At 47.6% G+C, this 25375-nt stretch carries 23 protein-coding genes; 8 read left to right on the forward strand and 15 right to left on the reverse strand.

The features are described from left to right. Positions 1–18: 18 nt before the first annotated feature. The 5 genes from Q1A23_RS13185 (at position 19) to Q1A23_RS13205 (ending at position 4847) form a co-directional block, all read left to right on the forward strand. On the forward strand, positions 19–2097 hold the full coding sequence (locus Q1A23_RS13185; RefSeq protein ID WP_299824063.1) for a VWA domain-containing protein: 2079 nt from the start codon (positions 19–21) through the stop codon (positions 2095–2097). An 81-nt stretch (positions 2098–2178) separates the two neighbouring features. Further along, a complete protein-coding gene (locus Q1A23_RS13190; RefSeq protein WP_299824065.1) occupies positions 2179–2649 on the forward strand; it encodes a hypothetical protein in 471 nt (156 codons plus the stop codon). 208 nt (positions 2650–2857) lie between these two features. Beyond that, on the forward strand, positions 2858–3442 hold the full coding sequence (locus tag Q1A23_RS13195; protein ID WP_299824066.1) for a GNAT family protein: 585 nt from the start codon (positions 2858–2860) through the stop codon (positions 3440–3442). A gap of 24 nt (positions 3443–3466) precedes the next feature. Further along, positions 3467–4147: a pseudouridine synthase gene (locus Q1A23_RS13200; RefSeq protein ID WP_299824067.1), complete on the forward strand. Its 681-nt coding sequence runs from the start codon at positions 3467–3469 to the stop codon at positions 4145–4147. 133 nt (positions 4148–4280) lie between these two features. Further along, positions 4281–4847 carry a GNAT family protein gene (locus Q1A23_RS13205; RefSeq protein WP_299824068.1) on the forward strand — a complete coding sequence of 189 codons (567 nt, stop codon included), beginning with the start codon at positions 4281–4283 and terminating at the stop codon, positions 4845–4847. A 12-nt stretch (positions 4848–4859) separates the two neighbouring features. On the opposite strand, the gene Q1A23_RS13210 is transcribed toward Q1A23_RS13205, so the two are convergent. After that, a complete protein-coding gene (locus Q1A23_RS13210) occupies positions 4860–5909 on the reverse strand; it encodes an AI-2E family transporter (RefSeq protein WP_299824070.1) in 1050 nt (349 codons plus the stop codon). 94 nt (positions 5910–6003) lie between these two features. Here Q1A23_RS13210 and Q1A23_RS13215 point away from each other — a divergent pair, with 94 nt between their 5' ends. The 3 genes from Q1A23_RS13215 to Q1A23_RS13225 all read left to right on the forward strand — a co-directional run bounded on the left by Q1A23_RS13215 (position 6004) and on the right by Q1A23_RS13225 (position 12294). Further along, positions 6004–7308 (forward strand): M20/M25/M40 family metallo-hydrolase, encoded by a 1305-nt coding sequence (locus tag Q1A23_RS13215; RefSeq protein ID WP_299824071.1) that lies wholly within the window; start codon positions 6004–6006, stop codon positions 7306–7308. Between the two features lie 99 nt (positions 7309–7407). After that, positions 7408–8850 (forward strand): hypothetical protein, encoded by a 1443-nt coding sequence (locus tag Q1A23_RS13220; RefSeq protein ID WP_299824072.1) that lies wholly within the window; start codon positions 7408–7410, stop codon positions 8848–8850. Between the two features lie 144 nt (positions 8851–8994). Continuing rightward, positions 8995–12294, forward strand: coding sequence for an amidohydrolase family protein (locus tag Q1A23_RS13225; protein ID WP_299824073.1), 3300 nt, complete (start codon positions 8995–8997; stop codon positions 12292–12294). A gap of 181 nt (positions 12295–12475) precedes the next feature. On the opposite strand, the gene Q1A23_RS13230 is transcribed toward Q1A23_RS13225, so the two are convergent. From Q1A23_RS13230 to Q1A23_RS13295, 14 genes are all read right to left on the reverse strand, one after another. Further along, positions 12476–12853 (reverse strand): endonuclease domain-containing protein, encoded by a 378-nt coding sequence (locus Q1A23_RS13230; protein WP_299824074.1) that lies wholly within the window; start codon positions 12851–12853, stop codon positions 12476–12478. Between the two features lie 310 nt (positions 12854–13163). Then, positions 13164–13814, reverse strand: a complete 651-nt coding sequence (locus tag Q1A23_RS13235) for a serine hydrolase (RefSeq protein WP_299824076.1) — start codon at positions 13812–13814, stop codon at positions 13164–13166. A gap of 112 nt (positions 13815–13926) precedes the next feature. Then, positions 13927–14196 (reverse strand): hypothetical protein, encoded by a 270-nt coding sequence (locus Q1A23_RS13240; protein WP_299824078.1) that lies wholly within the window; start codon positions 14194–14196, stop codon positions 13927–13929. A gap of 241 nt (positions 14197–14437) precedes the next feature. After that, entirely contained in the window at positions 14438–15247 is an 810-nt protein-coding gene (locus Q1A23_RS13245) for a TerB family tellurite resistance protein (protein ID WP_299824079.1), read from the reverse strand. Between the two features lie 139 nt (positions 15248–15386). Next, positions 15387–16100: a pirin family protein gene (locus Q1A23_RS13250; RefSeq protein WP_299824081.1), complete on the reverse strand. Its 714-nt coding sequence runs from the start codon at positions 16098–16100 to the stop codon at positions 15387–15389. An 8-nt stretch (positions 16101–16108) separates the two neighbouring features. Beyond that, positions 16109–16699 (reverse strand): nitroreductase family protein, encoded by a 591-nt coding sequence (locus Q1A23_RS13255; protein ID WP_299824083.1) that lies wholly within the window; start codon positions 16697–16699, stop codon positions 16109–16111. 230 nt (positions 16700–16929) lie between these two features. After that, entirely contained in the window at positions 16930–17754 is an 825-nt protein-coding gene (locus Q1A23_RS13260) for a hypothetical protein (protein WP_299824085.1), read from the reverse strand. Positions 17755–17984: 230 nt separating this feature from the next. Further along, positions 17985–18554 (reverse strand): NUDIX hydrolase, encoded by a 570-nt coding sequence (locus Q1A23_RS13265; RefSeq protein WP_299824087.1) that lies wholly within the window; start codon positions 18552–18554, stop codon positions 17985–17987. 191 nt (positions 18555–18745) lie between these two features. Continuing rightward, complete coding sequence (locus Q1A23_RS13270) at positions 18746–19567, reverse strand: TIGR04290 family methyltransferase (protein ID WP_299824089.1); 822 nt, start codon at positions 19565–19567, stop codon at positions 18746–18748. Positions 19568–19693: 126 nt separating this feature from the next. Further along, positions 19694–20794, reverse strand: a complete 1101-nt coding sequence (locus Q1A23_RS13275; RefSeq protein WP_299824090.1) for a glycosyltransferase — start codon at positions 20792–20794, stop codon at positions 19694–19696. Then, positions 20791–21897, reverse strand: coding sequence for a glycosyltransferase (locus Q1A23_RS13280; protein ID WP_299824091.1), 1107 nt, complete (start codon positions 21895–21897; stop codon positions 20791–20793). The genes Q1A23_RS13275 and Q1A23_RS13280 overlap by 4 nt, the downstream gene beginning before the upstream one ends. Then, a complete protein-coding gene (locus Q1A23_RS13285) occupies positions 21887–23029 on the reverse strand; it encodes a glycosyltransferase (protein ID WP_299824092.1) in 1143 nt (380 codons plus the stop codon). The genes Q1A23_RS13280 and Q1A23_RS13285 overlap by 11 nt, the downstream gene beginning before the upstream one ends. A 194-nt stretch (positions 23030–23223) precedes the next feature. After that, on the reverse strand, positions 23224–24324 hold the full coding sequence (locus Q1A23_RS13290; RefSeq protein ID WP_299824093.1) for a glycosyltransferase: 1101 nt from the start codon (positions 24322–24324) through the stop codon (positions 23224–23226). A 4-nt stretch (positions 24325–24328) separates the two neighbouring features. Continuing rightward, the gene (locus tag Q1A23_RS13295; protein WP_299824094.1) at positions 24329–25372 is read right to left on the reverse strand and encodes a Gfo/Idh/MocA family oxidoreductase; all 1044 of its coding nucleotides are present in this window, start codon (positions 25370–25372) and stop codon (positions 24329–24331) included. Between the last annotated feature and the right edge of the window lie 3 nt (positions 25373–25375).

The raw sequence follows: 25375 nt of genomic DNA on the forward strand, positions 1-25375 counted from the left end.
GCATTTATAAACTATACTTTGAACTCGTTTCGCCTCATAACCACATACTCACCCTGGCTTATACTTGCCTGCCTGGCCGTAGGCCTGCTCTACGCCTGGTTACTATACAGCAAGCGTACACCGTGGCCTAAAAGTATAAACTATGCATTGGCTGCGCTGCGCTTTGTAGTAGTAAGTTTTATTTGTTTTCTGCTACTCGGCCCGCTGGTGCGTTATGTTTCTAACACCACCCAAGAGCCTACCATCGTTTTTGCCCTGGACAATTCGCAGTCCGTAAAGCTGTTCTCGGATTCGGTGCAGCTGCAGCAGGCAGAGCAAGGGCTACAAGGTATACTTGCCAAGTTGCAGGATGCCGGCTATAAAACAGAAGTGAGAACGCTTGCCAATAATACGCAGCAAAGTATAAATAACCTGGCTTATACTTCCGAAACAACCAACCTGAGCCAGTTGCTGGCCGATGTGCAGAACGAGTACACCGAGCAGAACCTGGCAGGCGTGGTATTGCTGTCTGATGGTATTGTAAACCAGGGCATGTCGCCGACCTACAGCAACTACGGCTATACTTTATACCCTGTGGCGGTGGGTGATACCATTCCTAAAAAAGATGTGCTGGTTGCATCGTTGCGCTACAATAAGGTAAACTATAGCGGAAACCGTTTTCCGTTGGAGGTGGAGCTGCAACAGGAGGGCTTTGGTGGAAAGTCTGCAAATGTTATACTTAAGGAGAACGGTAAGGCCATCGCCAGCAAAACCGTAACTCTGCGGCCAAACCAACCGGTGCAGCAGGTGCCCTTCCAGGTGCTGGCATCTGGCTTGGGCAAGCGCCATTATGTAATAGAAGTACAGCCGCTGCAAGGCGAGTTTACCACACTCAACAACACCAAGCACGCTTACATTGATGTAGTAAAAGGCAAGATAAAAATTCTTGTTGCCGCAGCTGCCCCGCATCCTGATATTAAGGCAATCCGTGCTGCCATAGAGTCGAATGAGAACTACGAAACGGAGCTGTACATACCCGGCCTTACACAGCTAAAGCAGCAGGATTATGATGTGGCGGTGCTGCACCAACTACCGGGCCGGGTACCGGGCGGAGAGGCTGCCCTTAACCTGGTGCGCCAAAAAGGCTTGCCTGCACTTTACATACTTGGCCCGCAAAGCGACCTGAACGACTACAACCGCCTGAACGTGGGCCTGAGCATCAGCAGCAACGGCCAAACCGACGAAGTAACACCTGTGGCAAATGCCAACTTTACCACATTTAAATTACCGGAGGCTGCCCCTGAGCGGCTGCTGCAGTACCCACCTGCCCGGGTGCCTTTTGGCGATGTGCGCGTAAACTCAAATACAGAAGTAGTGCTTTACCAGCAGGTTGGTCGCGTAAAAACAAATAAACCGATGCTGGCCGTGCAAACCTCCGGCGATAAACGCAACGCAACTTTACTTGCATCTGGTATCTGGCAATGGCGCATCACCGAAAACGCCAACAACGAGCAGCCTGAAGTATACGATAAGCTCATCACAAACCTGATCCAATTGCTGAGCGCACCACGCAACAAAAAGCGTTTGAACGTGTACCCGGTGCAAACAGAGTATACCAGCTCAGACGAGATTCGCTTTAACGCAGAGGCTTACAACGAAGCGCTTGAACCGATTTACGGCCAGAACATAACCTTAAGTATAAAAAGCGACGAAGGCGAAACCAAGCGTTTTAACTTTGCCAACGGCGAAAACCAGGTTGGAACAAACATCGGCACACTTGCTGGTGGCCGCTACACTTACACCGCTTCTGCCAAAATTAACGGGCAAATGCAACAGGATAAAGGCGAATTTGTAGTTGAAGAACTGCAGTTGGAAGCCCTCAACTCGGTAGCGGACCACAACCTGCTTTATCAACTGGCCAGCAACACCGGCTCTAAACTTTACTACCCGGCCCAGCTGCAGCAACTGGAGCAGGATATTCTAAATGCCAACCACAAAGCCAAAATTTATAGTTCCGAAGAGCTGAAAGACCTGGTTGATCTTAAATGGCTGTTTTTCCTGCTACTGGGTTTTGTATGCATCGAGTGGTTTATCAGGAAGTATAACGGCAGTTACTAAAAAACTTCAGGCATTCAGATTCTTTACCTGCAACCTTTGCAAGCAATTTAGGATCATAAGGTTATACTTCATCATCTGGTTATGAAAAATGTACTGTTTGCCCTGCTGCTGCTTTGCGCACTAACTTCCTGCTCTAAAGAGGATGATGCACTCAATCCAAAGCAAACTAGTTTTGCATCTGACCAATACCCTCAGAAATGGCAGCTTGTAAGTCAGTCTGGTAATATCGCTAACATGCCCCCCTTAACAGGCACTAACATGTCCTGGCAGGAGTTTTACATACTTAACGCAAACGGCAGCTTCACAAAAACAAGAGAGCTGCTTGGTGTAGCAACTTCAGCCTCCGGCACCTATAAAGTAGAAGTTGTATCCGGTGTAAATTACCTGTTGTTAACCTACGAGAACGACCACGAACTTATCGGCAACTGCACAGTAGAGCCAATCGAAAGACTGTCGTTTAAATCCGATCAAATACTGCTGAACGAATGGAACATTTGCGATGGACCAGGGTTAGCATACAAACGAGTTAAACTTGACAAAGAAGCTAACTAGGTTTGATAAGTTTTGCCGCTGTTGGTAGTGGCTGGCAGCAGCCGCACGCTTTGGTTTAAAATCTTTGCCTGCCCGTATTGGCAGTTGGGCAACAGGTTAGCACCATAGTTGCACTTTATTCCATTTAGCGGCGGCGCTCCTCAACAACTAAGCAATAGTATAAGTATATTTACAGAAAACAGCCGCTGCGTTTATACTTTGCAAAACTATGACCATTTCTGCCATCTCCCCTCCTACAATACTCGAAACCAAACGGCTTTACCTGCGCGAGTTAACCCCTGAAAAGTATAAGCAATTGTTTGAGCAGCTTTCTGAGGAAGACATAAAATCGTACCTGGGCATTAACGATGACGCAGAATACGAAGAGGCTGTGCAGCGTTATGAAAAAGGCCTGACCACGAACTACTACAACTTTAAAGGCTTTCATTTACTTGATAAGGAAACAAACCGGAATATTGGCCGCTGCGATTACCATACCTGGGTTACGAGCCACAAACGCGCTGAGATAGGGTATACGATAACCGATGAGGCATACAAAAACAAAGGTCTGATGACGGAAGCGCTTGCGGCTGTACTTGCCTATGGTTTTGAGCGCATGGAGCTTTACCGTGTGGAGGCCTTGGTTGCCACCTACAATGTAGCGTCGTTGCAGCTGGTTAGCAGGTTTGGGTTTAAGCGCGAAGGGCTTCTTCGCAACCACTACATGGTTGATGGCGTGCTGGAAGATTCGGTGATGCACTCGCTTCTGAAACCTGAGTTTGAAGAGTGGCAGCACTTACAGGCAAAGGCTTAACTTTACATTAAAAACACATTTGCATTGAAATACTATATACTTAACAAACCTTACGAGGTACTCACGCAGTTTACCGATGAAGCAGGCAGGGCAACGCTTAAAGACTACGTGCCTGTGCCAAATATTTACCCCGTTGGCCGCCTCGATTACGACAGCGAAGGCATGGTGCTTTTAACCGACGACAAAACGCTGCAGCACCGCCTCTCCGATCCGCAGTTTAAAATAGAGAAAACCTATTGGGTGCAGGTAGATGGCATACCAACTGATGAAGCGCTCACCAACCTGCGGTTAGGCGTGTTGATAAAAGGTACGAAGACAAGCCCTGCTAAAGTGCAACTGCTGGAGGAGGAACCAAACGTATGGGAACGCTCCACCCCTATCCGCTTCCGAAAAAACATTCCTACTTCCTGGATCGAAATCAAGATATCGCAGGGCATGAACCGCCAGGTGCGCCGTATGACAGCTGCCGTGGGCTACCCTACCCTCCGTTTGATACGCCCAGGTATAGGCCCGCTTACGCTTGGCAACCTACAACCCGGAGAATACCGCGAGCTAACCGCAGACGAGGTAACCCAACTGAAAGGGTTAGCAGCAAAGGCTACTAAGGTGATTGGAGGCAAAAAACCAGGCACTTTTGGAAGCAAAGGAAAAAGCAGCAATAAAAAGCCGGGAAGCAAAGGCGGTTTCCGGAAGCAGATAAATTAATTTATTTAAAGTGGCGATACGGCGTAAAGCAGCTGCATTGCCGCTTTTTTTATCGGTGAACTATACTTACCAATGGCACAAAATATAAATTGACTCTGATTACTTTAACGCGTTCAATTTATCATCCACAACTATGAAGACCATTACCAGCGCCCTACAAATACCTGTTGCCGAAGGCCTGCATCTTCGACAGGCTACACTTGCCGATGCGCCTGCCATCTTCAGCCTCATCGATAAGAACAGAAACTTTTTGGGCAAGTGGTTGCCATTTATAGCGCACAGCAAAAAAATAGCTGATACCGAAGCTTTTTTGAAGGCTGTAACGGCGGATGGCAATTTCTCAGACCTTGTTTTTGTGGTACTGTACCAGGGAGATGCCGTTGGTGTGATCGGCTATAAAGGCATCGATTTAATTAACCTGAAACTCGAAATCGGATATTGGTTAATCGAGAGCCAGCAGCAGAAAGGCATTATGGTGCGCAGTTGTGCGGCCCTGGTAAAGTATGCTTTTGAGCAGATGCAGATGAACCGGGTTCAGATAAAAGTTGGAGTTGGCAACACGCGCAGCAACAGCATCCCTAAAAAACTGAATTTTACTTTCGAGGGCCTGGAACGTGATGGCGAACTGCTCAGCAATGGCCAGTTCCACGACCTGGAAGTATACAGCCTGCTGCGCCGGGAGTGGGAAACAAAGTCTTGATCTGATGGATAATCATAACTGCTGCTTTTCGTTTCCGAGCAGAATAGACACAACCTGCATTTGCTCATGCTTGTCGGCGATGAGCTTAAGTATAGCCAGGAACGGGATAAACAGAATCATGCCAGACGCACCCCAAAGTATACCCCCGGCCACAATGGCAAGCAAAGTGAACAGCATGTTTACGCGCAGCCTGTAGCTTACCGCCCACGGAAAAATAAGGTTTGCCTCCAGGTACTGCACCACTCCGAACACAAGGATTACCCCAAGCGGATACCAGATGCTATCGTAGGTTACCCAGGCAACAGCCATTGGCAGTATAGCACCAATTGTAATGCCCACATAAGGTATAAACGTAAGCACCGATGCCACCACACCAAAAAAGATCGCATGCGGAATGCCCAGCACCAGCAAACCGACACTATTCATGACAGCCACCACCAGGTACACAATCGCCATGCCTTTTATAAAGTTGTAATAAGTGATGATTGTCTCCTGCAGTATCTGCCGTATTTTTTGCTGCTCGGTTTCCCGGAACAGCAGGAAAAGTGCTTTGGCAAGCTGCTCGCGGTAGTAAAGTATAAGCGCGATGTAAACAGGTATCAAAAGTAGCAGCACCATACTTACCGCAGAAGTATAGATTACCCCCTGCACTACTCCAAAAGCAGTAGAGGCCGCATCAGAGGCTATACCCTGCAACCATTCTTTCTGCCTGCCGGATTCTATGCTGTAATTGCTTTCGAGGTAGGAGCTGATGTTTTCCCAGATGGCTATCAGTTTCGCCTCCAGCCCGGGCCACTCGGCTGTAAAACTGATCATTTGCCTTATCAGCAGCCACGCAACTGCCCCAACCGCCCCCAACAGCAGCAGCAGGCAAGTGCCAATGGCAGCCCATCGCGGCAGCTTTTTACGCTCCAGCCACTTGCACACGGGGTAAAGTATAAAACTGATGAGAAGCGAAAAGCTTAACGGGATAAACAGGTTTCGCCCAAAGTACAGAAGTGCCGCTACCAGAACAACATAAAGTAGCAACTTTAGCCAATCAACTTTGGGTTGGGTATCCATAAAAAACAGGTATATTAGAGTTTTAAAATACGATACTGACGCCGCATTGGCAGCTACAGCTCAAACTACACAAAATCTGTTAATCTTATCTACTATGACTAAAGTTAAAATTACGGCCCTTGCGCTGGCTGCCCTATGTATGGGCGGCGTGGTGCAGGCACAAAAAGTGAAAGGTGTTACGGAGCCTGAAGTAACGCGCCTTATTAAAACGCTAAGTGACGACGATATGCAGGGCCGCGCCTCATTTACGGCCGGCGGCGATAAAGCCGCTGATTTTATAGCCAGCGAATTCGCTAAAACGAAGCTAAAGCCACTACCTGGAGAGGTTGATTTTAAGCAGACCTTTAAAGTATACCGTGTTACGCCGGCCACACTTAAAGTATCGCTGAACGGTGAAGAACTTGCCGCAGACAAAATAGTTGCCAGCACAAGCCACCAAAAACTTAACTGGCAAAACGGAGGTACTACACAGGTAGTAGCCATCTCTGAAACTGATGATTTTAGAGAAGCCTTCGGAAGAGTTGGCAAGATGGAGGCCGATGTGTTGGTCTTGATTCACCCGAAGCACAGCGCCATTTTCACGAATTACCAGCGTTACCTGCGCAGAGGCGCTGTTTTGAAGGATACGGGCAAAGGCCATAGCAGAGTTTTTGCCTTAACCGAGCTAAGTGCCCCTTCTGCCTACAATGTAACCGTAGAAAACAACATAGAAAACCTGCAGCTAACAAACGTAGGTGCCATGATTGAAGGCAAGCGCAAAAACGAATATGTTGTATTTTCTGGCCACTACGACCACATTGGTATACAGCGCCCACTAGACGGAGACAGTATAGCCAACGGTGCAGACGATGATGCCTCGGGCACAACAGCCATGATGATGCTGGCAAAGCACTTTAAAAAACAAGGCAAGCCGGAGCGCAGCATTTTATTTGTGGCCTTTGCAGCTGAGGAAATCGGGGGTTACGGCTCCAGACATTTTTCTGAGCAGCTTAACCCAGATGAGATCGTAGCCATGTATAACATCGAAATGGTAGGCAAGCCCTCTAAGTTCGGGCCAAACAGCGCCTACTTAACCGGCTTTGAGCGCTCTAACCTGGGCGAGCTGATGCAGAAAAGTTTAAAAGGCACCACCTACAGCATACACCCGGACCCATACCCGGAGCAAAACCTGTTTTACCGTTCCGATAATGCCACTTTGGCACGTTTAGGCGTTCCGGCACACACCATCTCTTCGGTGCAGATAGACCAGGATAAAACCTACCATACTGTAAACGATGAGTTTGAGATGCTCGACATGGCTCACATGACTAACATGATTAAAGCTATTGCGCTGGCATCTAAAAACGTGGTTAATGGGAAAGAAACTCCTACACGTGTAGATAAATCTCAGGTACAATAAATTTATAACCAGTTCAATTTAAGTATAGCTCCTAACAGGGGCTATACTTTTTTTTATACTTTAACATTTCTCTTACGTATAAGAAAAGTATAAAGTATAATGAAATTATTAATAGTATATATATTACTCCTCCTTTACTCAACCACAGTTATTTCTCAGGAACCCCGCTTTAGCTGGGGCGAAAAAATAAAGCGCAATTTTGGGCAGCTGGAGAACATGAAAATAGTAGGGGTTGATGAAGATGGCTTTTTCACTACTTACCAGGTAAACAAACAAATTACGCTAGAGCATTACAGCCCGCAAAACAGGCGTTTCTGGACTACCGCATTACTTCCCAAAACTCCCGATGGACACGATGCCGCCTTTGAGAGTGTCAAGATGATAAACGAGAATTTATTTATGTTCTCCAGCACCGCCTCGGAAGGCATAACCCGGGTGTATGTCCAGAAAATTCATCACAATGGCAACTACGAACCAACCATAGCTGTACTTGCACAAAGCCCGGAAGAGGGCAACATACTTTTAGCAACCTCAGCAAATGATGCGGCTCTGGCCATCTTAATAACGGGCCCCGAAAACCACTCCCTTACCTTACTCACCAACGAGTTGAGCAGACGCTGGAGAAGAAGTGTACCAGCTAAAGGCGATGTAGAGGACTTGCTGGTACAAAACGACGGCACTACCTACCTGCTCTTGCAAGCGCCGGCTGCAGCCCCGGCTACTACAGCTTACCATTTGTATAAATTCGAAAGGCAGACAGGCAACAGTAGCGAACTGGTTTTAGGGAATATAAACTACCGCCCTCTTAGAGCAAAGCTGGCTGCTACACCCGATGGCCATGTACTTGTTACCGGCTTTATGTCGCCGTCCAACTCTGTGGCAAGCCAAAACCCAGAACCTGTAGGTACTTTTTTATACCGCCTGGAAAAGCACAACCTCCAGAGTATGCTTACAAGTTACACACCATTCACTAAAAGCTTTACCACAGAGTATAAGCGTTTTAAACCTGACTTTGATAATAGCCAGCGCCTCCGTAACCTGCATTTAGACAAGGTAATCCAGGATAAGGATGGCAGTTTATACTTGTTAGGGGAAGTATGTATCACCGAAAACAGGGCGGGCACGCTTGTGTATCATAACAATGATATCATCATCACAAGGCTTCAACAGGATGGCTCCATGGCCTTTACCATTAGCATAAATAAATTGCAGAGCGGCATTAACAAACAGAACACCATCCGCTCCTACTTTTCTGCCATCGTGGATGATACGCTAAGGCTCCTTTACCTAAACTTTGAATACAATTTTAAGCCTGATGCTCACATTGCACTATCCGGCCATACATCAACTTTAAAAACGCCTGTTATAGTTAATGTGCATGCCAATGGCACTTATAAAGCCACGCCGCTATATCGCACCCTCACAGGCCGTGACTATGGTTTTTACCTCCGCCCAGGTTCTGCTTTTAAAGTAACTGATAAAAAGTATATTGTTATAGGCATGGGGCCGGAGTTTTACCGGTACGGGCAAATGTCGTTTTAACAACCGCGCCTGCTATACTACATTCGTAGCCTATAGTGCTGGTAGTATACTTATACTATACTTAAGTGGCTACTACAAAAGCAATTCCCTTTTCTGCAGGTTATTTAGTATCTTTGGTTAACGACTAATCAAATTCACCCTATCATGAATAAACGTACTTACCTAAGTATGGCCCTGGTGGCGGCGCTGGCTTTACCCTTAAGCAACGCATTAGCCCAGGACAAAAAAGATGACAAGAAATGGACTGTGGATGCTGCTCACAGCACCGAAAAAGAAGTAACCGTAACCACCGACGAAGGCACCTGGATGAGCCTGGACGTAAGTCCGGATGGCAAAGAGATTGTGTTCGATATGCTCGGCGATATCTACATTATGCCTATTTCAGGTGGCAAAGCCAAGTTGCTACGCACAGGCCGACCATACGAAGTCCAGCCACGTTTCAGCCCCGACGGTAAGTTCATTTCCTTTACCTCGGATGCAGGTGGCGGCGACAACATCTGGATCATGAAGCGTGATGGCTCTGATGCTACACAGGTAACAAAAGAGAACTTCAGATTATTGAATAACGCTGTCTGGACACCAGACGGCCAGTACCTAATCGCGCGCAAGCACTTTACCAACACCCGCTCGCTGGGTGCCGGCGAAATGTGGATGTACCATAGAACAGGTGGTGCAGGCGTGCAGCTGACCAAGCGTAAAAATGACCAGCAGGATGCCGGTGAGCCTTTTGTATCACCAGACGGTAAGTATGTTTACTACTCTGAAGACATGAGTGGCGGCTCTACGTTTGAGTACAACAAAGACCCGAACGGCCAGATCTATGTTATCCGCAGAGTAGACCGTAACACAGGAGAGATAGAAAATATAGTTACCGGTAATGGTGGCTCTGTACGCCCTACCATCTCTCGCGATGGGAAGCATATTGCGTTTGTACGCCGTGTACGTACCAAATCGGTGCTGTTTGTGCAGGACCTGAAAACCGGCGAGCAATGGCCGCTAACCGATAACCTGAGCAAAGACCAGCAGGAATCATGGGCAATCTTCGGGGTATACCCGTCTTTCTCCTGGACTCCAGACAATAAAAGCATTGTGTATTGGGCCAACGGTAAGATCAACAAGATTGATGTTGCCAACCAGAAAGTAACCAACATCCCTTTTGAAGCCACGGCTACGCATTACATTGCTGATGTGGTACGCCACGACTTCAGTAAGAACGGTGGTGTATCGCCGAAGGAGTTTACAGCCAAAGCAATCCGCCATGCTGTAACTTCCCCGGATGGTAAAATTTTAGTGTTTAACGCTGCCGGCCATATCTACAAAAAAGAACTGCCAAACGGTAAGCCAGAGCGCATTACAAAAGGTACTGATTTCGAGTTTTACCCAGCCTTCTCACCAGACGGAAAATCAATCGTTTACTCTACCTGGAACGACGATAACTATAGTGCTTTGATGAAGCTGGATATCCGTAAGAAGAACGCCAAGCCAACTAAACTTACATCTGAGAAAGGTTTCTATACCAATGCATCGTTCTCGCCGAACGGTAAGTTTATAGTTTACAACAAAGAAGGCGGCAACAACCACATGGGTTACGCACACGGCAACGAGCGTGGTATTTACTACATGACAGCCGAAGGCAAAAACCCGACATTCGTGCAGAAAAGCGGTTCTTCGCCACAGTTTAACGCAAACTCAGACCGTATTTTCTTTACAGGGTACGAAGGTGGCAAATCTGCCTTTAAATCTGTAGACCTGAACGGCAAAGAAGAGCAGACACATTATACTTCGAAGTATACCGACCAGTTCTACCCAAGCCCGGACAACAAATGGCTGGCCTTTGTAGAGCTGTTTAACGGCTTTGTAGTTCCGTTTACGGCCAACGGTTCTGGTATGGAGCTAAGCGCTGAAACCAAAGCTGTTCCGGTTGCACGCTTCACACGCGATGCAGGCACAAGCATCCATTGGTCAGGCGACAGCAAAAAAGTGAACTGGGTACTGGGCGACGAGTATTTCTCTAATGACATCAAGAACCGCTTCTCGTTTGTAGAAGGAGCTCCGGATAAACTTCCTGCGATTGATACTACCGGCACGAAGATCGGACTGGTGCTGAAAACGGATACACCAGAAGGTAAAGTAGCTTTCACGAACGCGCGCATCATTACTATGAAAGGCGATGAAGTGATTGAAGGCGGAACGATTGTGGTAGATGGCAACCGCATTGTAGCTGTTGGCAAAGGTGTAACTATACCGAAAGATGCGAAAGTGATTGACGCTGCCGGAAAAACGATTATGCCTGGTTTAGTGGATGTGCATGCACACTTGGGTACTTTCCGTAACGGTATGAGCCCACAGAAGCAATGGTCATACTATACCAACCTGGCTTACGGCGTAACTACTACCCACGACCCATCATCGACAACCGAAATGGTATTCAGCCAGTCGGAAGCCGTGAAAGCCGGTAAGATGATCGGGCCGCGTATTTACTCTACTGGTACGATCCTGTATGGTGCTGATGGCAATTTTAAAGCTGTGATAAATAGTCTGGACGATGCCCGTTCGCACCTGCGCCGCATTAAAGCGGTTGGCGGTTTCTCGGTGAAGAGCTATAACCAGCCACGTCGTGAGCAGCGCCAGCAGGTAATTCAGGCTGCCCGCGAACTGGATATGACGGTAGTGCCGGAAGGTGGTTCTACGTTCTTCCACAACATGAGCATGATCCTGGACGGTCACTCTGGTATTGAGCACAACATACCTGTTGCCCCACTTTACAAAGACGTGGTGGATGTATGGAAAGCTTCTGAAACAGGCTATACGCCTACCCTGATCGTGAACTATGGCGGTAACTCCGGAGAGTACTACTGGTACCAGAAAACCAACGCATGGGAAAAGGAGCGCCTGTTGAAATTCACACCTCGTTCTGTAATTGATGGCCGCTCTCGTCGCGTTACGCTAGTGCCTGACGAAGAATACCAGAATGGACACATCCTGACTTCAGAAGCAACTACAAAACTGGCTAAGTCGGGTGTAAAAGTAAACCTGGGTGCCCACGGACAGTTGCAAGGCTTAGGTGCCCATTGGGAACTATGGATGCTGCAGCAAGGCGGCATGACCAACCTGGAAGCCCTTCGCGCTGCAACGCTAAATGGTGCTGAGTACATTGGCATGGGCAAGGAGATCGGATCACTTGAAGCCGGTAAACTTGCCGACCTGATCGTGCTGGACCAGAACCCGCTGGAGAACATACAGAACACCGAGCATGTGAAGTATACGATGGTGAATGGTCGCCTGTACGATGCCGCAACTATGGCTGAGATCGGCAACTATAACAAGCAGCCGGGCAAGTTCTGGTGGGAAAACAGCCGCACCGCCACTGCCTTTGACTGGCACGAAGGTACCGATACCCGCTTTGAAGGTATCGCCGGTGAGCATTGCACTTGCCGCCACTAATTGATTGAAAGTATAAAGTACAAAAAAGCGGTTGCTCTATTGGGGCAGCCGCTTTTTTGTTTTAAGTGGCTATGGCGCGAGCGTGAACAATATGAAACAACTTACACTCAACTCCCAGAAGACAGATTGTCCCCTTGAGGGGACTACAGGGGTGTAATCGTGCACAGGAAATTTAAACTCATCAAAGTGCCCGCTGCTTATCTAAAACCCAAGTCTCTATCGTTCTCAAAACATTGTTCATATCCCTTTTTACTTCCTTATCATCAAACCTCAAAAACTGCACACCATACTGTTCCAATTCACTCTGGCGTCCAACATCATAGTTATAATTTTGATTATGGCTATCGCCATCAATCTCTATTGCTAACTGAAGCTCATGGGAGTAAAAGTCAACTATAAAATCCAGTATGGGTACCTGGCGGTGAAACTGATAGCCTAGAAGCTTTCTCTCCTTTATTTCCTTCCACAATAAGATCTCAGACAGCGTGCTGTTCTTTCTTAATTCACGTGCTTTCGCCTTTAAGTCTTCCCTGTATGGTATGATCCTGTTTTTTGCCAAGGTTAGCTACTTTTCGGATTAGTAAGTATGCTGGATATAGTTTGGGAACGATTACACCCCTGTAGTCCCCTCAAGGGGACAGTCTGCTATTGGGTTAGGTTCTCTTCATCCATTTATAGAACTTATACTCAACAATTATCAATAAACACTCAAAAACCTACTCCTTCACCGCAGCCAACACCCGCTTTATTAATTCATTCGGGTTGCCGTTATGCCAGCGCCAGACAATGACGATGTCATGTTCCGGGTCTACCCACACGGTGTTCTGACCGGCGCCTAAAGCTGCATAGCTGGTGGTGGGGGCATCGGGCTAGGCTTTACCTTCGGTGTTAAGCCACCACAGGTAGCCGTAGTCCGGGCCAACAGTACCACGAGACGTAGTAGCTTCCTTCACCCATTGCTCAGATATCAGCTGCTTATCTTTCCAGCGGCCGTTGCGCAGGAACAGGTAGCCAAATCGTGCTTCGTCGCGGGCACTTATCCAGAGGCCGCCGCCCCAACGGGTGCCGCCGCTTACCGATGGCATTTGCTTTCCGTTTATCTCCACTATAGAATTGCGGTAAGGTACCCACCTCCATGTTTCAGAAGCATCGATCGGGTCCATTATTTCATCTTCCAACACTTCCGGCAAAGGTTTCTCCCATAAACGCAGCAACGACAAGGCAAAACGGTTAATGCGTACATCATTATACTCGTAAAAGCTGCCCGGTTCCTGTAACTCCCGTGGTTTGCGCTCTCCGCGGCCAAAAGCTTCTTTGCCTATAAAATCATACTTCTTACCCCACAGTTCACCTTCCCATTCGCTGGTCTGGCGCGAGTGGTGCTCCCAGGTTACTTTGCCGTTATGCTCCGAACTATAGCCACCATCTTTTATATACTTAGCCACAGGGTCGTTTATACTTTGTATCATCCCTCTATCTATAGTAAGGCCAAGTATAGTTGACAGAAAGCTTTTGGCCACACTATAGGTTGGATCTACGGCTTTGGTATCGCCCCACTCAGCTACGATGTAACCGTTTTTAAGTATGATGCCGTTAGTGTTGGCTCTTGTTGCAGGTAAGGGCCCAAGTGGCTCACCAAAGATCTCTTTTTTGGGTAGAAAAGTCTTTTTGTATCTGGGTTGTTTCCTGCGTTTTGGCCCATTCTACGGCCTGCTGTAAAAGCGTGGCATCTAAGCCAAGCTCTTCAGGGCTTTTCTTTTCCCAGTTGTCGCCTTTACCGGGGTAGTATACTTTGTTTTCAGGTGCCTGTGCTTGGGTAGCACCAGAGGTCTGCTGTACTTGCTGCTGACACGATAGCAAGCCAAGAGCAACTATCAGAGCCAGTATGGAGTTTTTAAACATTCTTATACTTGCTTTTATACTTTGTTAATCTACAAAATATGCGGCACTCGTTCTAACAGAAGTATAAAGCAGCACATCAGAAGGCATGGCATCATGCTTACCAGGAGAGGCAAATGCAGGCGGTTCTAACTTTCGTGATTCGAGACAAACTGGTGCGCGGGTTACTGCATGAAGAAGATTTGCGCCGCCTGCCAGAGCTGGAACTAGAGGAATAAGCACCTCCGGTTCCAGCTCTGACAGTTTACCAGCCACTACGACGGCCTCCAAGTATACCACCCAGCAAACTGCCAAGTCCGCCGGAACCCATGCTGCCGTAGCCGCGCCTGCCATTAAGGCCACCTAATATAGAGGCCATGGACCCCATGCCGGACCTGCGGGATCCGCCTCCCATCATACCGCCACCTCCCATCATGCCTCCTAATAAGCCGCCAAGCAAACCCCCACCGGCTAAGCCACCCATACCGCCCATCATACCACCTCTTCTTCTGCCACCGCGGCTCATCATACCGGCAATTACCAAAGGGGCCACAACACCAAGCATACCTTTTACCATGCCCGGAGAAATACCGGCATTCTTAAACATATCGCCAAAGCCGCTCTTGTTCAGAAACGAGTTTGATGTGGGGTCTTCGCCGTGCTTTTGTGCGTCTTCCGCTTTGTTCACGTAATCTTCCAGAATGCTGTACTGCTTCTCGTCTACCTGCAGGTAATTAGCAACATCTTTGATATACTTTTGCTCATCGGCTGTGTACTGGCCGTCTGCTTTGGCAAAGGCTATAATATCTGTTATAAACGGAAAGCGTAACTCACTTTTTTTAAGTACATCAAGGCACTTTTGCAGATTTATCTGTGAGGGATTTTTGGCAATAACAATAACTTCATCCTGTACATTTTCCGGCAGCTCAGCAGCTTCACTTAAAATTTGAAGGAACTGCAGCTCCTCTTCCGAGGCATGGCCATCAACAGAAGCAAATGCTGCCAGGGTAGCCAGATAGGCACCCTTTTCTTCGTTAGTATAATCTTTGAGTAAAACGGTTTCTTCTTGTTCCATAGCTTTTCAGTCTTGTGTAGATAACTAAACGGCAGCAAATGACTTAGGTTGATTTACGTATACAACTGATGCTTTAAATGAAAAAGAAAAGCCCGGCAGCTTGTACTACCGGGCTTTAAATTCAGACGACTTAAGCGTTTTATTTCATCGGGACTTCCATCAGAAGCAGCTCTGCATCAGCGCTGGCCTTTATCGAAAAACCAGCCACTTCTGATATTCCCATACCATCACGCTTGCTTAATTTTTTGCCATCTATTTCTACCTCGCCTTCCAGCACAAAAGCATATACACCATGCTCGGGATTGTGCAGTTTGTACTCTTCCGAAAAGCCCGGTTTTAAAGATCCTAGGGTAAACCAAGCATTCTGGTTTATCCAGATGGCATCATCATTCTTATCCGGCGATACCACCGTTTGCAGCTTGTTCTGGCGATCTTCCGGGTTAAAGGCTTTTTGGTCGTAGCGTGGCTTGATGTCGCGCTCTTTCGGAAAAACCCATATTTGCAGAAACTTTACCTCATCCGTTTTGGAGTGGTTATACTCAGAGTGCGTTAAACCGGTACCCGCCGACATAATCTGCACTTCGTTTGTTCGGATTGTCTTTTCGTTACCGGTACTGTCCTTATGAGCCAGTTCGCCAGCTAATGGTATAGAAACAATCTCCATGTTATCGTGGGGGTGCGCGCCAAAACCCATACCCGGTGCTACGGTATCATCGTTAAGCACGCGCAACAGGCCAAAGCCCATACGCGCTGGGTCATAGTAACTGGCAAAACTGAAACTGTGGTAAGAGTTTAGCCAGCCGTGGTTTGCATGGCCGCGTGTGTTTGCTTTATGAATCACTTTTTTGCTCATAGCTTCTATTATTTCTGTTCCCAATTACCGTTAAATACAATCTCGCTTAGTGGCTTACGCTCGCGCGGCGAAAGCTCTCTGGCTTTTAGCTGCTCTGGCAATTGCTCCGGATCCCCTACATAACCTACAGCACCCATCGCTACAGGCCCGAAGTCTTCCGGAATGCCTAATACCTCGCGCGCCTTGATTGCATTAAAACCGCCCATCATATGCACATGCAAATCAAGCTCTGTGGCTTGCAATAAAAGGTTGGCAGTTGCCATCCCTACATCGTGCCACGCAAACGCGTTCGGGCTCCCGTTAAAGTCATACGCATTTTTAGCAACCGATACAAAAAGCACAGGTGCATTTTGTGCCCATACCTGGTTTGCCTCTACCAGGCAGCTTAACAGGCGATCATAGGCTTCTTTATCTTCTTTAGTGGCATAAATAAAGCGCCAGGGCTGTTCGTTCATGGCAGATGGGGCCCATCGAGCCGCCTCAAACAGCGACTCCAGTTGCTCCTGCTCTACCGGAGTATCAGCAAAAGCTCTTGGGCTCCAACGTTTCTCTATTAGGTTATGTACTGCTATTTTATTTTCTGTTGATGTCGGATTCATACTTTGAATATTTTTAATCTTTGCTTCTTTGAAGCACAAATTTAATGTACATACATTTAATGTACAAACACAACATCAACTTTGTTTCAGGAGTTCCTGAATTATACTAACGTAATAAGATTACAGCAGAAATCAATCTAAAAAAATGGGGACTAATAAGTCCCCTCCAAGATGCTTTTGGTTAAAAGTACGGTAAGTTTGCTAAAGGTAGCTCCTGCCGTGGAATTGCATTACTCGCATTTGTAAGTATAATGCGAACTTATACCCTTACCATCTTGATAGGATCTAGTAAAAGTTGCTAACTTCCCATCAGGCATTATTGTAAAATGGCCAGTATATGAACCACTCTGTTGCACATTACCATTTTTATCATTCTGAATTAGGTTTGAGATAAAGTATTTAAAGGGATACCCCACACCTATGATCGTCTTTTTGTATGCGTCATCGCCATTATAGGGAATCTGATGGTTGCTATAGCTTATAAATTCTTCTGCATACATTACCTCATTCGCATCTACAAGTTCAACTTTGGTCATTAAGCCATTAGTATAATGGAAATTACGATGAAAAGTTAACGGTGTGTTTGAATAATAATTGAACCTGCGTTCTTGTATGGGTAAATTTTCGCTATTGTAAGTATATAAGACCCTCTCTTGCAGGCGTTCCGGCGAGGAGCCTTTACTGAAAGTCTCGCTCTTTATCATATTGCCAGCAATATTGTAGTTATAGTTAGTATAATATTCTGTTGCTCCGCCCTCTGTAAATGTTAGTTCGCGCTGTTCTAACTTTCCGTTGCTGTTGTATTTAAAAGTATAGTATGCAGTATAGTCTTGGGCAAGAAATTCAGTCAAAGCTATTAGCCGCTTTTGCTCGTCATACTCAAACTTGCTAAGGCTGTTGTTTATTCCGCTGTTTATGTGCTCAGTCCTTATTTCTGTAACAATGCATTTAGCCCCTGCTCCAATTTCTTCAGGCTCGGGGGTATCCCTCTCTTTAGTACAGGCGCACATAATAACCAGCATGCTCAGCAGAAAGTAGTGTAAGGATCTCTTCATTTTAGTTGATAGCTTAATAAATACATAGATACCACAATACAAGTCCGAGTACAGCATTATATTAAAGTATAAAAGCGAATTGTCATTCTGGAAGAAACCTGGCAGAAGGGAGGTTAGCTGATGCGGCTTGCTCACAAGATCCTTTCAGGATGACAAAATAATGCAAACTAACTCTGTTCTTCAACTTAATCAGATTAGTGTTCCACTAAATAAAGTATGCGAAAATAGGTTTACTTGCCCAGCTTTCTTAACGCCAGCAGGCAAAGCGCTACGGAGCCAGATACACATATTTTCCCACTCAGTACCAAACTCTCTATATCAGCTAGCGGTACTTTTAATACTTCTATATTTTCGCTTTCGTCCAGGTCCTGCTCAGCTATTTTGTAGGCATTGCGGGCCAGGTAAAAAAATATCTTGTTTGTGTCTTTGGTGGGGTTATCAATTACTTCTGCCACCAGCTCCACATCATCCGAAGTATAACCGGTTTCTTCCAGCAGTTCACGTTTTGCTGCTGCCTCCGGATGCTTTTCATGGTCATCAACAACGCCACCGGGCAGTTCTATAAAAACACCGGCTGCCGCATGTTTGTACTGCCGCACAAATATTACTTCGTTATCCTTGGTAACCGGAAAAGTAAGCACCACGTTTGGTCGTACGCTCACGTAGTAATCATCCATTACCTTTCCATTTGGCAACTCCACTTCGTCGCGGCGCAGCTTGTACCATTTCTCATCAAAAACCAATTCGGATTTGAGCACTTTCCAGTGCTTTGTACTTGGGGTGTGTTTGTTTGCAGACATGCTTGCAAGTTAAATTAATCGACGTAAAAAAAGCCACACTTACTCTGCAGCAAGCGCGGCGATGCTATGGGTTGAAAAAGCTTTTAAAGAGAGTTAAAAAAATTCAGCACATAAACTATTACAGTTCAAAGCATTAAGCCAAACCTATACTTTATTTGCAGTTTGGTTGATTTTGCCTCTATACTCATACTTTATTTTTGCCCGTTCTGGTTAACCATATAAGTGTTCTTTTCGGCTACTTTGGCTTTTACAGCCTCCTGCCAGTCCTGGCCGGTAGCAGACAGATACTCTGATATGTTCCATTCCTGTTGCTGCTTTAGCGCCTCATCCACTTCCAGGATGTATAACTCATGCCCCGGTTGCAACTTTACCTTAAACCCGCAGGACCGCAGCATCGCTTCGATGGCAGCATGGTTAGGTGCCCACCAGTTGGTAATATCGCCGGCCATGCGTTTCTCGATAAAGGCCATTTTGGGCCAGCCCGCTTCGAGCATGCGCTGGCGGTCGTTTATTTCAAAATCATCGGGTACGTTGGCTACCTCTTTTCCGGGCATGGTCAGGGTTTGGAACACCATCATGTTGCGGCACTTCTGCGCAAGTATATCCAATGAAAGTAGTGGGTAACGCAGGTGGTAAAGTACACCCATGTACCAGATCAAGTCGAATTGGCGGTCCAGGCGCGCCACATCGTATACCTGCACCTGTTTAAGTTCTATCTTGTCTTCCAAACCGAACTGCTTTGCCGCCCACGCTGCCTGGCGCAGGTAGTGCGGGTCTACATCAATGCCCAGCACATTGGCCCCACGCTTGGCCAGCTCTATACTATAAAACCCGGCGTTGCAGCCAATATCCAGCACTTCCCAACCGGCCAGGTCCTTGGGTATGTTTGGCTCCAATTCCTTCCATTTAAAGTATGGGAAATCTCCTAAAAAATGATTTGGTGCTGTTTGCTCTCCGCTTGGAAGGTGTAAATTATGGAACCAGGGGCCCAGCTGCGTTATCTCTTGCTGCATTATAATTTTGTGTGATTTAATGAGCGAATTCGTATCAGCTTACGCAGGTGCAGCGGCTAATGATACAAATAAAAAAGGGCGCCTTGTTTGGGCTACCCTTTATCACGTGATATGTTTTTGATACGGTTAAACCGCAACAGAGGCTGCATTAATTTTCATTTTCTTAACCGTCATCAATTTTTCGGAATACGCTATCAGTTCCTGTGCACGATGGGCAGCTGTATGGTTTTGCAGTACCTTTCGTCGTGCGCGCTCCCCAATCAGCTTTCGTTCCGACTTACATATCTCGCGCAGATATTTTAGTGTGTCTTTTGAAGAATGTGACACTAGTATTTCCTCGCCTATCTTGAAGAAACTGTCCAAACCATCCCAGTAATCTGAGATGATAGGCGTACAGCAAGCTGCCGCTTCGAACAGTCGCACACTCGGTGAGTACCCTGCCTTTATCATATCGGCACGGGTAATATTTTGGGTGAAGCGCTGGCTGTTGTAAAATTTCCTGTGATCTGCTGGTGGCAGGTGGTGTATATGCTGCGTGTTTTCCGGCCACTCTATACTTTCCGGGTACTGCGGGCCAGCCACTACAAACCTGCCTGCTGGCCATTGGCGTGCCGCATCCAGCATCAGCTTTTCCAGCGGCGGCTGGCGGTCGTCGGAGTATGTGCCCAGGTAGCCAAGGTCCCACTTTATCTCTGTTAGCTCTGGATAGTATAGCGTTGGATCAAAAGAGCAGTACAGCGGCCTTGCCATTGGTGAACCATACTTTTTTTCCAGCACATCCAGCATTGGGCCGCCCGTAAACGACAAGTATAAATCATACTTCGGTATCAGGTTTGGGTGCAGGTATTCGTAGTCTTCGCGCTCCAGCTTTGCCAGTGTAACCGGTGTATCGATGTCGTAAAAGGATTTGACGCCCTGGGCCGTTTTGATCACCCACTCTCCTACCTGCACGCCCTCCGGCACATAAGAACCTACCATTACAAAATCTGCCTCGCGCACCTGCTCGGTAAAGCGAGATTTAAGATCATCCAGCGAAGTATAAAGCTCCAGCTGGCAGTATTCCGGGTTTGGTAAGTCGCGGCTGTTGGCATACCACGGCACATCGCGCTCCAGAAACAATACCTGGTGCCCCTGGTTATTCAGCTCTCGCACCAAGCCTCTGAAGGTAGTAGCGTGGCCATTGCCCCAGCTGGAGGTGATCGATAAACCTAGTATAACGATGTTCATGCCAATGCTTCGTTTGGTTGTTTTACTTTAGAATAAAGCAGTTTCTCGAGTTGCTCAGCCCTATGGTTGTAGGTATGCGCCGATCGTACTTTCTTATACGCAGCTTCTCCGATTGCTTTTGCTTTTTCTTCGGTCAGGTTGGCAAGTATGGCAGCAACTTCGGCTCCGTCTTTGGCTACCAAAATTTCCTTATCCGGCTCAAAAAAGAAACTGATGCCTTCCCAATAATCGGTGATGATGCAGGCACCTGCACCGGCTGCCTCGAATACGCGTGTGGCCGGCGAGAAACCGTAGCGTGCCATACTTTCGCGGCTGATGTTGAGCACGGCTTTTGGCGTGCAGTTAAAGGCGTTGTGGTCGTTGGTATATACGTGGCCGATGTAGGTTACATTATCCGGCATCTGCTTATCGCCCCATCCGCTGCCGCCGATGATAAATTTCTTGTTCGGCTCCAGCGCCGCCGGCTTCAGGAAAAACTCATCTACGCGGGCCTCACGGTCTGGTAAACGGTTTCCTAAAAAGGCAAGATCGGCATCAAACTTAGGGTCCGGACCGACTGGGAAGTGTGTAGCCGTATCCAGGGCATTATAGATCGGCACGCATTTTTTTGCTCCCAACGCTTCATAAGCATTTACCACAGGGTCGCCTCCGCCGTAGGTTAAAATCATGTCGTATTGCGGGATCAGCTGCAGGAAAGGATCGTTCGGGTTGTTGTGCACACGATCTAAGGTAGCAGGGGCATCTACATCCCAAAACACCACCAGGCGCTCATCGGTCTGCAGCTTTAGTACCTCACGCTCCAGCAGTTCATCGAACACACCCACGCCGCTGGCTTTTACTACCATGTCGGCCTCTTTGGCATCTTCTAAACACTTGTAGGCTGCTTCTTCTGTAGCCTCGTACACCACTACTTTTGCCCAGTCCGGGTCGTCTATGTCGCGGTTTTGCTGGCGGTTGTAGGCATCAGGCTCGTAAAAAGTAACCTGGTGGCCACGCTCACTCAGGGCACGCACTATGCCACGGTAATAGGTGGCGGCACCGTTCCAGTAAGCAGATACTAAACTGGATCCAAAGAAAGCGATGTTCAGTTTTTTACTCTTCATGGAGGGCTTGCTCTTTTGTGGTGAGATAGATTTTTGCTTCGCTTATACCCAACTGCTCACATACTTTCTCCAGTTCATCTACACGGTGGGCGCAGGTATGGCGGCTGTGGATGGTATGAAAACCGCGGCCCGAAACTTCGCAGGCTTTTTGCGGATCGTTAAGAATGGCTTGCAGGTGCTGCTTCATTTCCTCTCCTGTTCTGGCAACCAAAAAGTCCTCGCCTGGAGTAAACAGATTTTCAGCATCATCCCAGGGCGAAGAAATGAGCGGTATGCCACAGGCCATCGCCTCGAACGGACGAATAGTAGGAATACCTGGCAGCGCCTCTACATAAGGCCTGCGCGGCACATGTACGGTTACTTTATACTTTGCAAATTCTTCCGGGGCTTTATAGTTCGGCAACCACCCACCGTATTCTATACCAGCGTCAGCTAAAGCCTTACGCGCATGTTCCGGGTATCTGACGCCGTAGATTTTCGCTTTCAGGCCCAGTTCTTTTACCGGGTTAATCAAAAACTCATGCAGCTCTGCGGTACGCTCTTCATCGCCCCAATTGCCGATCCAAACCAAGTCGCCTTCGTATGCTTTTCTCTCGTGCGGAAAAAACACAGCGGTATCAGCGGCTTCATGCCAGGTCCAGGCTTTTTTGGTCCAGCGTTCCTGCAAGTATAAATCGCGTATCTTCTGCCCGAATGCCAATACACCATCATAATGCGTTAAATCATACTTGGCCATACTTTCACGCTCGGTCACGGCGCGGTGGTGGGTATCATGGAACAGCAGTTTATACTTGCCGGCTTTGGCACGGTGCTCGCCTATGCGCTTCACCAATTCATGCTCGTTCCATTCGTGTACCAGCACCAGGTCGGCGTTGCGCAGCACGGCATCCAGTTTCATACTTTTGAGGTTATAAAAATTAGTGCTGATGCCAGGGTAGTATTGCTGTAGTTCGTCCAGCTTTTCGTTGCCGTAGCCTTCTACCAGGTTCTGTAAACTCCAGCCATTTTCAGGCTCATATACCTGCACCTGGTGTCCCCGCCCTTCAAGCTCTTTTACAATGCCTCTTAAAAAGTGTGCATTGCCGTGGTTCCAGTCCGACAGTATGGAGTGGTAAAAAAGGACGATATTCATTTGGTGTTTGTTGTTCGTTATTTGTTGTTGGATTGGGAAGTTTTGAATCTGGCCTCTGCCGTTATTGTGACTTATGACCAATAACCTCCTTGACAGCAGATTATTACTGTTATTTAGGCTAAAGCTGTTTAAGCTGTTGCTGAAACACGCATCAATGGCAAGCGCCTGATTCCCATTAATTTAATCGTTCAAAATTAAACCGTTACAGTCTGCTTCATTATCTGGCGGTAAATGTGGTCGTAATCCTGGCCCATAGGCGTAGCGGCATACCCATGAGAGCGTTTAACGGCACGGCAGGCCATGATATTTCTTGAGAACTCATCGGCGATCAAGCTTTTAATGCTATCGCAAAGCTCATCGGCACTATTCGGATTGACATACTTTGCGGCATTGCCCCATACTTCTATCAGGCTATCTGTTTTGCCAACCACCAAAGCACAACCCGACATGGCCGCCTCCAGAATTGTTAAGCCAAACGGCTCATACTTGGCAGGCAACGCGTAAATAGATGCCCTGGAAAGCCAGTCTGATACTTCTTTTTCGGATAACTGCCCCAGGAAGTGCACGTTCTCCAGTTCTACTGTTTTACCGGTTGCTGGGTGTTTATCGTCGCCGGCAATATATACCGGCCAGCTTAGCTCTGAGGCAATGTGCGCCAGCATCGAGATATTTTTAGCCTCGTCCCAGACGCGGCCCATGCTAAACACAAAAGGCTCTTTTTTACCAAACTGGAAGCCATGCTGCCCACGGCCATTGTAAATAACAGCGCTTCTCTTAAATGGCCCGTAAAGTGCGGTTGCCTGGTTCATCATGGCCTGCGTTGGGGCTACAACCATATCGGCTGCCTGCAAACCTTTTGTTACTAACTCCTTATACTTTTTCCAGCTTTGAGGCGCATCTTCTTCTTTCACGGCCTTCCACCACGACAGCACACACGAATGAACCACCACTACAGTTGGCACTCCAAAATCCAAAGCGCCATGCACCATACTGTTTAGGTGCACCAGGTCCGGCTGCACCTGTTCTTTTAAATCCAGTAGCCACTTTCCGGCTTTCTCCACATCATCCCAGGCATCCTCCATCCACTCCAGCTTAAAACTGCTTTCATATACCGTAAGGTTGTCTATTTCTTCGGCTTGCCGGTGCTGCTCTTCGGTTAAAGGCGCGCCCATGGTAGCCAGCGCTACTTCGGTTTTAAATGCTGCCAGGGCTTTAATTAGCTCCAGCGAATAATTCCAGACGCCGCCTACTGTGTCTGCCGTCATCAATATTTTTGAAGGGTGATGTGCTTCCATAATCTTATCTTCCGTAAATTTTATCTAATACTTCTGCTACCTTAATAAATTGATCTGCTTTCTCATCGAAGCCCTCTCCTTTTGCAACACGCTCGGCCCACACAACGCCGGCACGTCCCATCCATTCGTCTGGCGGTGCGCACAGTTGTTCTGTTTTGGTACCGTAGTAGCGTTCTGCCACAAAATCGTAGAAAGAGCCATTTATATTTTTGAAGGCTACGCCTCCCTCGGTGCCGTAAAACGTGGCGCTGATGATGGCTTCCTGGCCGGCTGGTAAGTTCCAGGAGCAGCTTAGCTGCACGTGCGTGTTACCTTCCAGTTCTATACTTGCCGTGGCATAGTCTTCTACCTTGCCCTCAGCCATACTTATGGGTTTGCCTTTGGCAAATAATTGGCTGTGTACCTGTTTCACCTCAGGGAAGTTAAGGCTCCACAAGGCCAAGTCTACCAGGTGCACGCCCAAGTCTATCACGCAGCCGCCACCTGAAAGTTTCTGCTCGTAAAACCAGGCTTTATCAGGCCCGTAAGCGTTGTGGAATACTAGCTCGACAGCATAGATCTGCCCCAGGTCACCGCTTTGCACTACGTTGTATACTTGCTGCATGGCTGCGGTAAACCTGTAAGACAGGTCTACGTCCAACAGCTTGTTCTGTGCCCGCGCCGCCTCTACCACACGCTTGGTTTCCTCTACGTTGCGGCCTAGTGGCTTTTGGCAAAAGACGGCTTTACCGGCCTCTAACGTAAGTATACTTTGCTCTGCATGGAAGGCACTTGGCGTGGCTATTACAATGGCATCCACCTCCGGCTCCTGCAGCATGGCCTCCAGCGAGTTTACCTGTTTTGCTTCGGGGGCACTTCTTATGGCTTCTTCAGCATTCTGGGTAGCGGTATCCGAGATAAAGGCCACTTCGCCAGCACCTTTGTTAGCTATTGCCTCCATGCGGTTTCGGCCAATCCAGCCAACGCCCAAAAAGCCCAGCTTGGGTTTAGAAGAAGATGAAGAAGAAGCTGTAACAGCCGTTCCGTTTTCAAGTATAGTTTCCTGCATTGC

The sequence above is a fragment of the uncultured Pontibacter sp. genome, from assembly GCF_947492645.1.
Classification (GTDB): Bacteria; Bacteroidota; Bacteroidia; order Cytophagales; family Hymenobacteraceae; genus Pontibacter.

Excerpts from the sequence above, each read along its gene's own strand:
- Q1A23_RS13190 (WP_299824065.1), top strand. The coding sequence starts at position 2,179 with ATGAAAAATGTACTGTTTGCCCTGCTGCTGCTTTGCGCACTAACTTCC.
- Q1A23_RS13195 (WP_299824066.1), top strand. The coding sequence starts at position 2,858 with ATGACCATTTCTGCCATCTCCCCTCCTACAATACTCGAAACCAAACGG.
- Q1A23_RS13205 (WP_299824068.1), top strand. The coding sequence starts at position 4,281 with ATGAAGACCATTACCAGCGCCCTACAAATACCTGTTGCCGAAGGCCTG.
- Q1A23_RS13210 (WP_299824070.1), bottom strand. The coding sequence starts at position 5,909 with ATGGATACCCAACCCAAAGTTGATTGGCTAAAGTTGCTACTTTATGTT.
- Q1A23_RS13215 (WP_299824071.1), top strand. The coding sequence starts at position 6,004 with ATGACTAAAGTTAAAATTACGGCCCTTGCGCTGGCTGCCCTATGTATG.
- Q1A23_RS13220 (WP_299824072.1), top strand. The coding sequence starts at position 7,408 with ATGAAATTATTAATAGTATATATATTACTCCTCCTTTACTCAACCACA.
- Q1A23_RS13225 (WP_299824073.1), top strand. The coding sequence starts at position 8,995 with ATGAATAAACGTACTTACCTAAGTATGGCCCTGGTGGCGGCGCTGGCT.
- Q1A23_RS13240 (WP_299824078.1), bottom strand. The coding sequence starts at position 14,196 with ATGTTTAAAAACTCCATACTGGCTCTGATAGTTGCTCTTGGCTTGCTA.
- Q1A23_RS13245 (WP_299824079.1), bottom strand. The coding sequence starts at position 15,247 with ATGGAACAAGAAGAAACCGTTTTACTCAAAGATTATACTAACGAAGAA.
- Q1A23_RS13250 (WP_299824081.1), bottom strand. The coding sequence starts at position 16,100 with ATGAGCAAAAAAGTGATTCATAAAGCAAACACACGCGGCCATGCAAAC.
- Q1A23_RS13255 (WP_299824083.1), bottom strand. The coding sequence starts at position 16,699 with ATGAATCCGACATCAACAGAAAATAAAATAGCAGTACATAACCTAATA.
- Q1A23_RS13260 (WP_299824085.1), bottom strand. The coding sequence starts at position 17,754 with ATGAAGAGATCCTTACACTACTTTCTGCTGAGCATGCTGGTTATTATG.
- Q1A23_RS13265 (WP_299824087.1), bottom strand. The coding sequence starts at position 18,554 with ATGTCTGCAAACAAACACACCCCAAGTACAAAGCACTGGAAAGTGCTC.
- Q1A23_RS13270 (WP_299824089.1), bottom strand. The coding sequence starts at position 19,567 with ATGCAGCAAGAGATAACGCAGCTGGGCCCCTGGTTCCATAATTTACAC.
- Q1A23_RS13275 (WP_299824090.1), bottom strand. The coding sequence starts at position 20,794 with ATGAACATCGTTATACTAGGTTTATCGATCACCTCCAGCTGGGGCAAT.
- Q1A23_RS13280 (WP_299824091.1), bottom strand. The coding sequence starts at position 21,897 with ATGAAGAGTAAAAAACTGAACATCGCTTTCTTTGGATCCAGTTTAGTA.
- Q1A23_RS13285 (WP_299824092.1), bottom strand. The coding sequence starts at position 23,029 with ATGAATATCGTCCTTTTTTACCACTCCATACTGTCGGACTGGAACCAC.
- Q1A23_RS13290 (WP_299824093.1), bottom strand. The coding sequence starts at position 24,324 with ATGGAAGCACATCACCCTTCAAAAATATTGATGACGGCAGACACAGTA.
- Q1A23_RS13295 (WP_299824094.1), bottom strand. The coding sequence starts at position 25,372 with ATGCAGGAAACTATACTTGAAAACGGAACGGCTGTTACAGCTTCTTCT.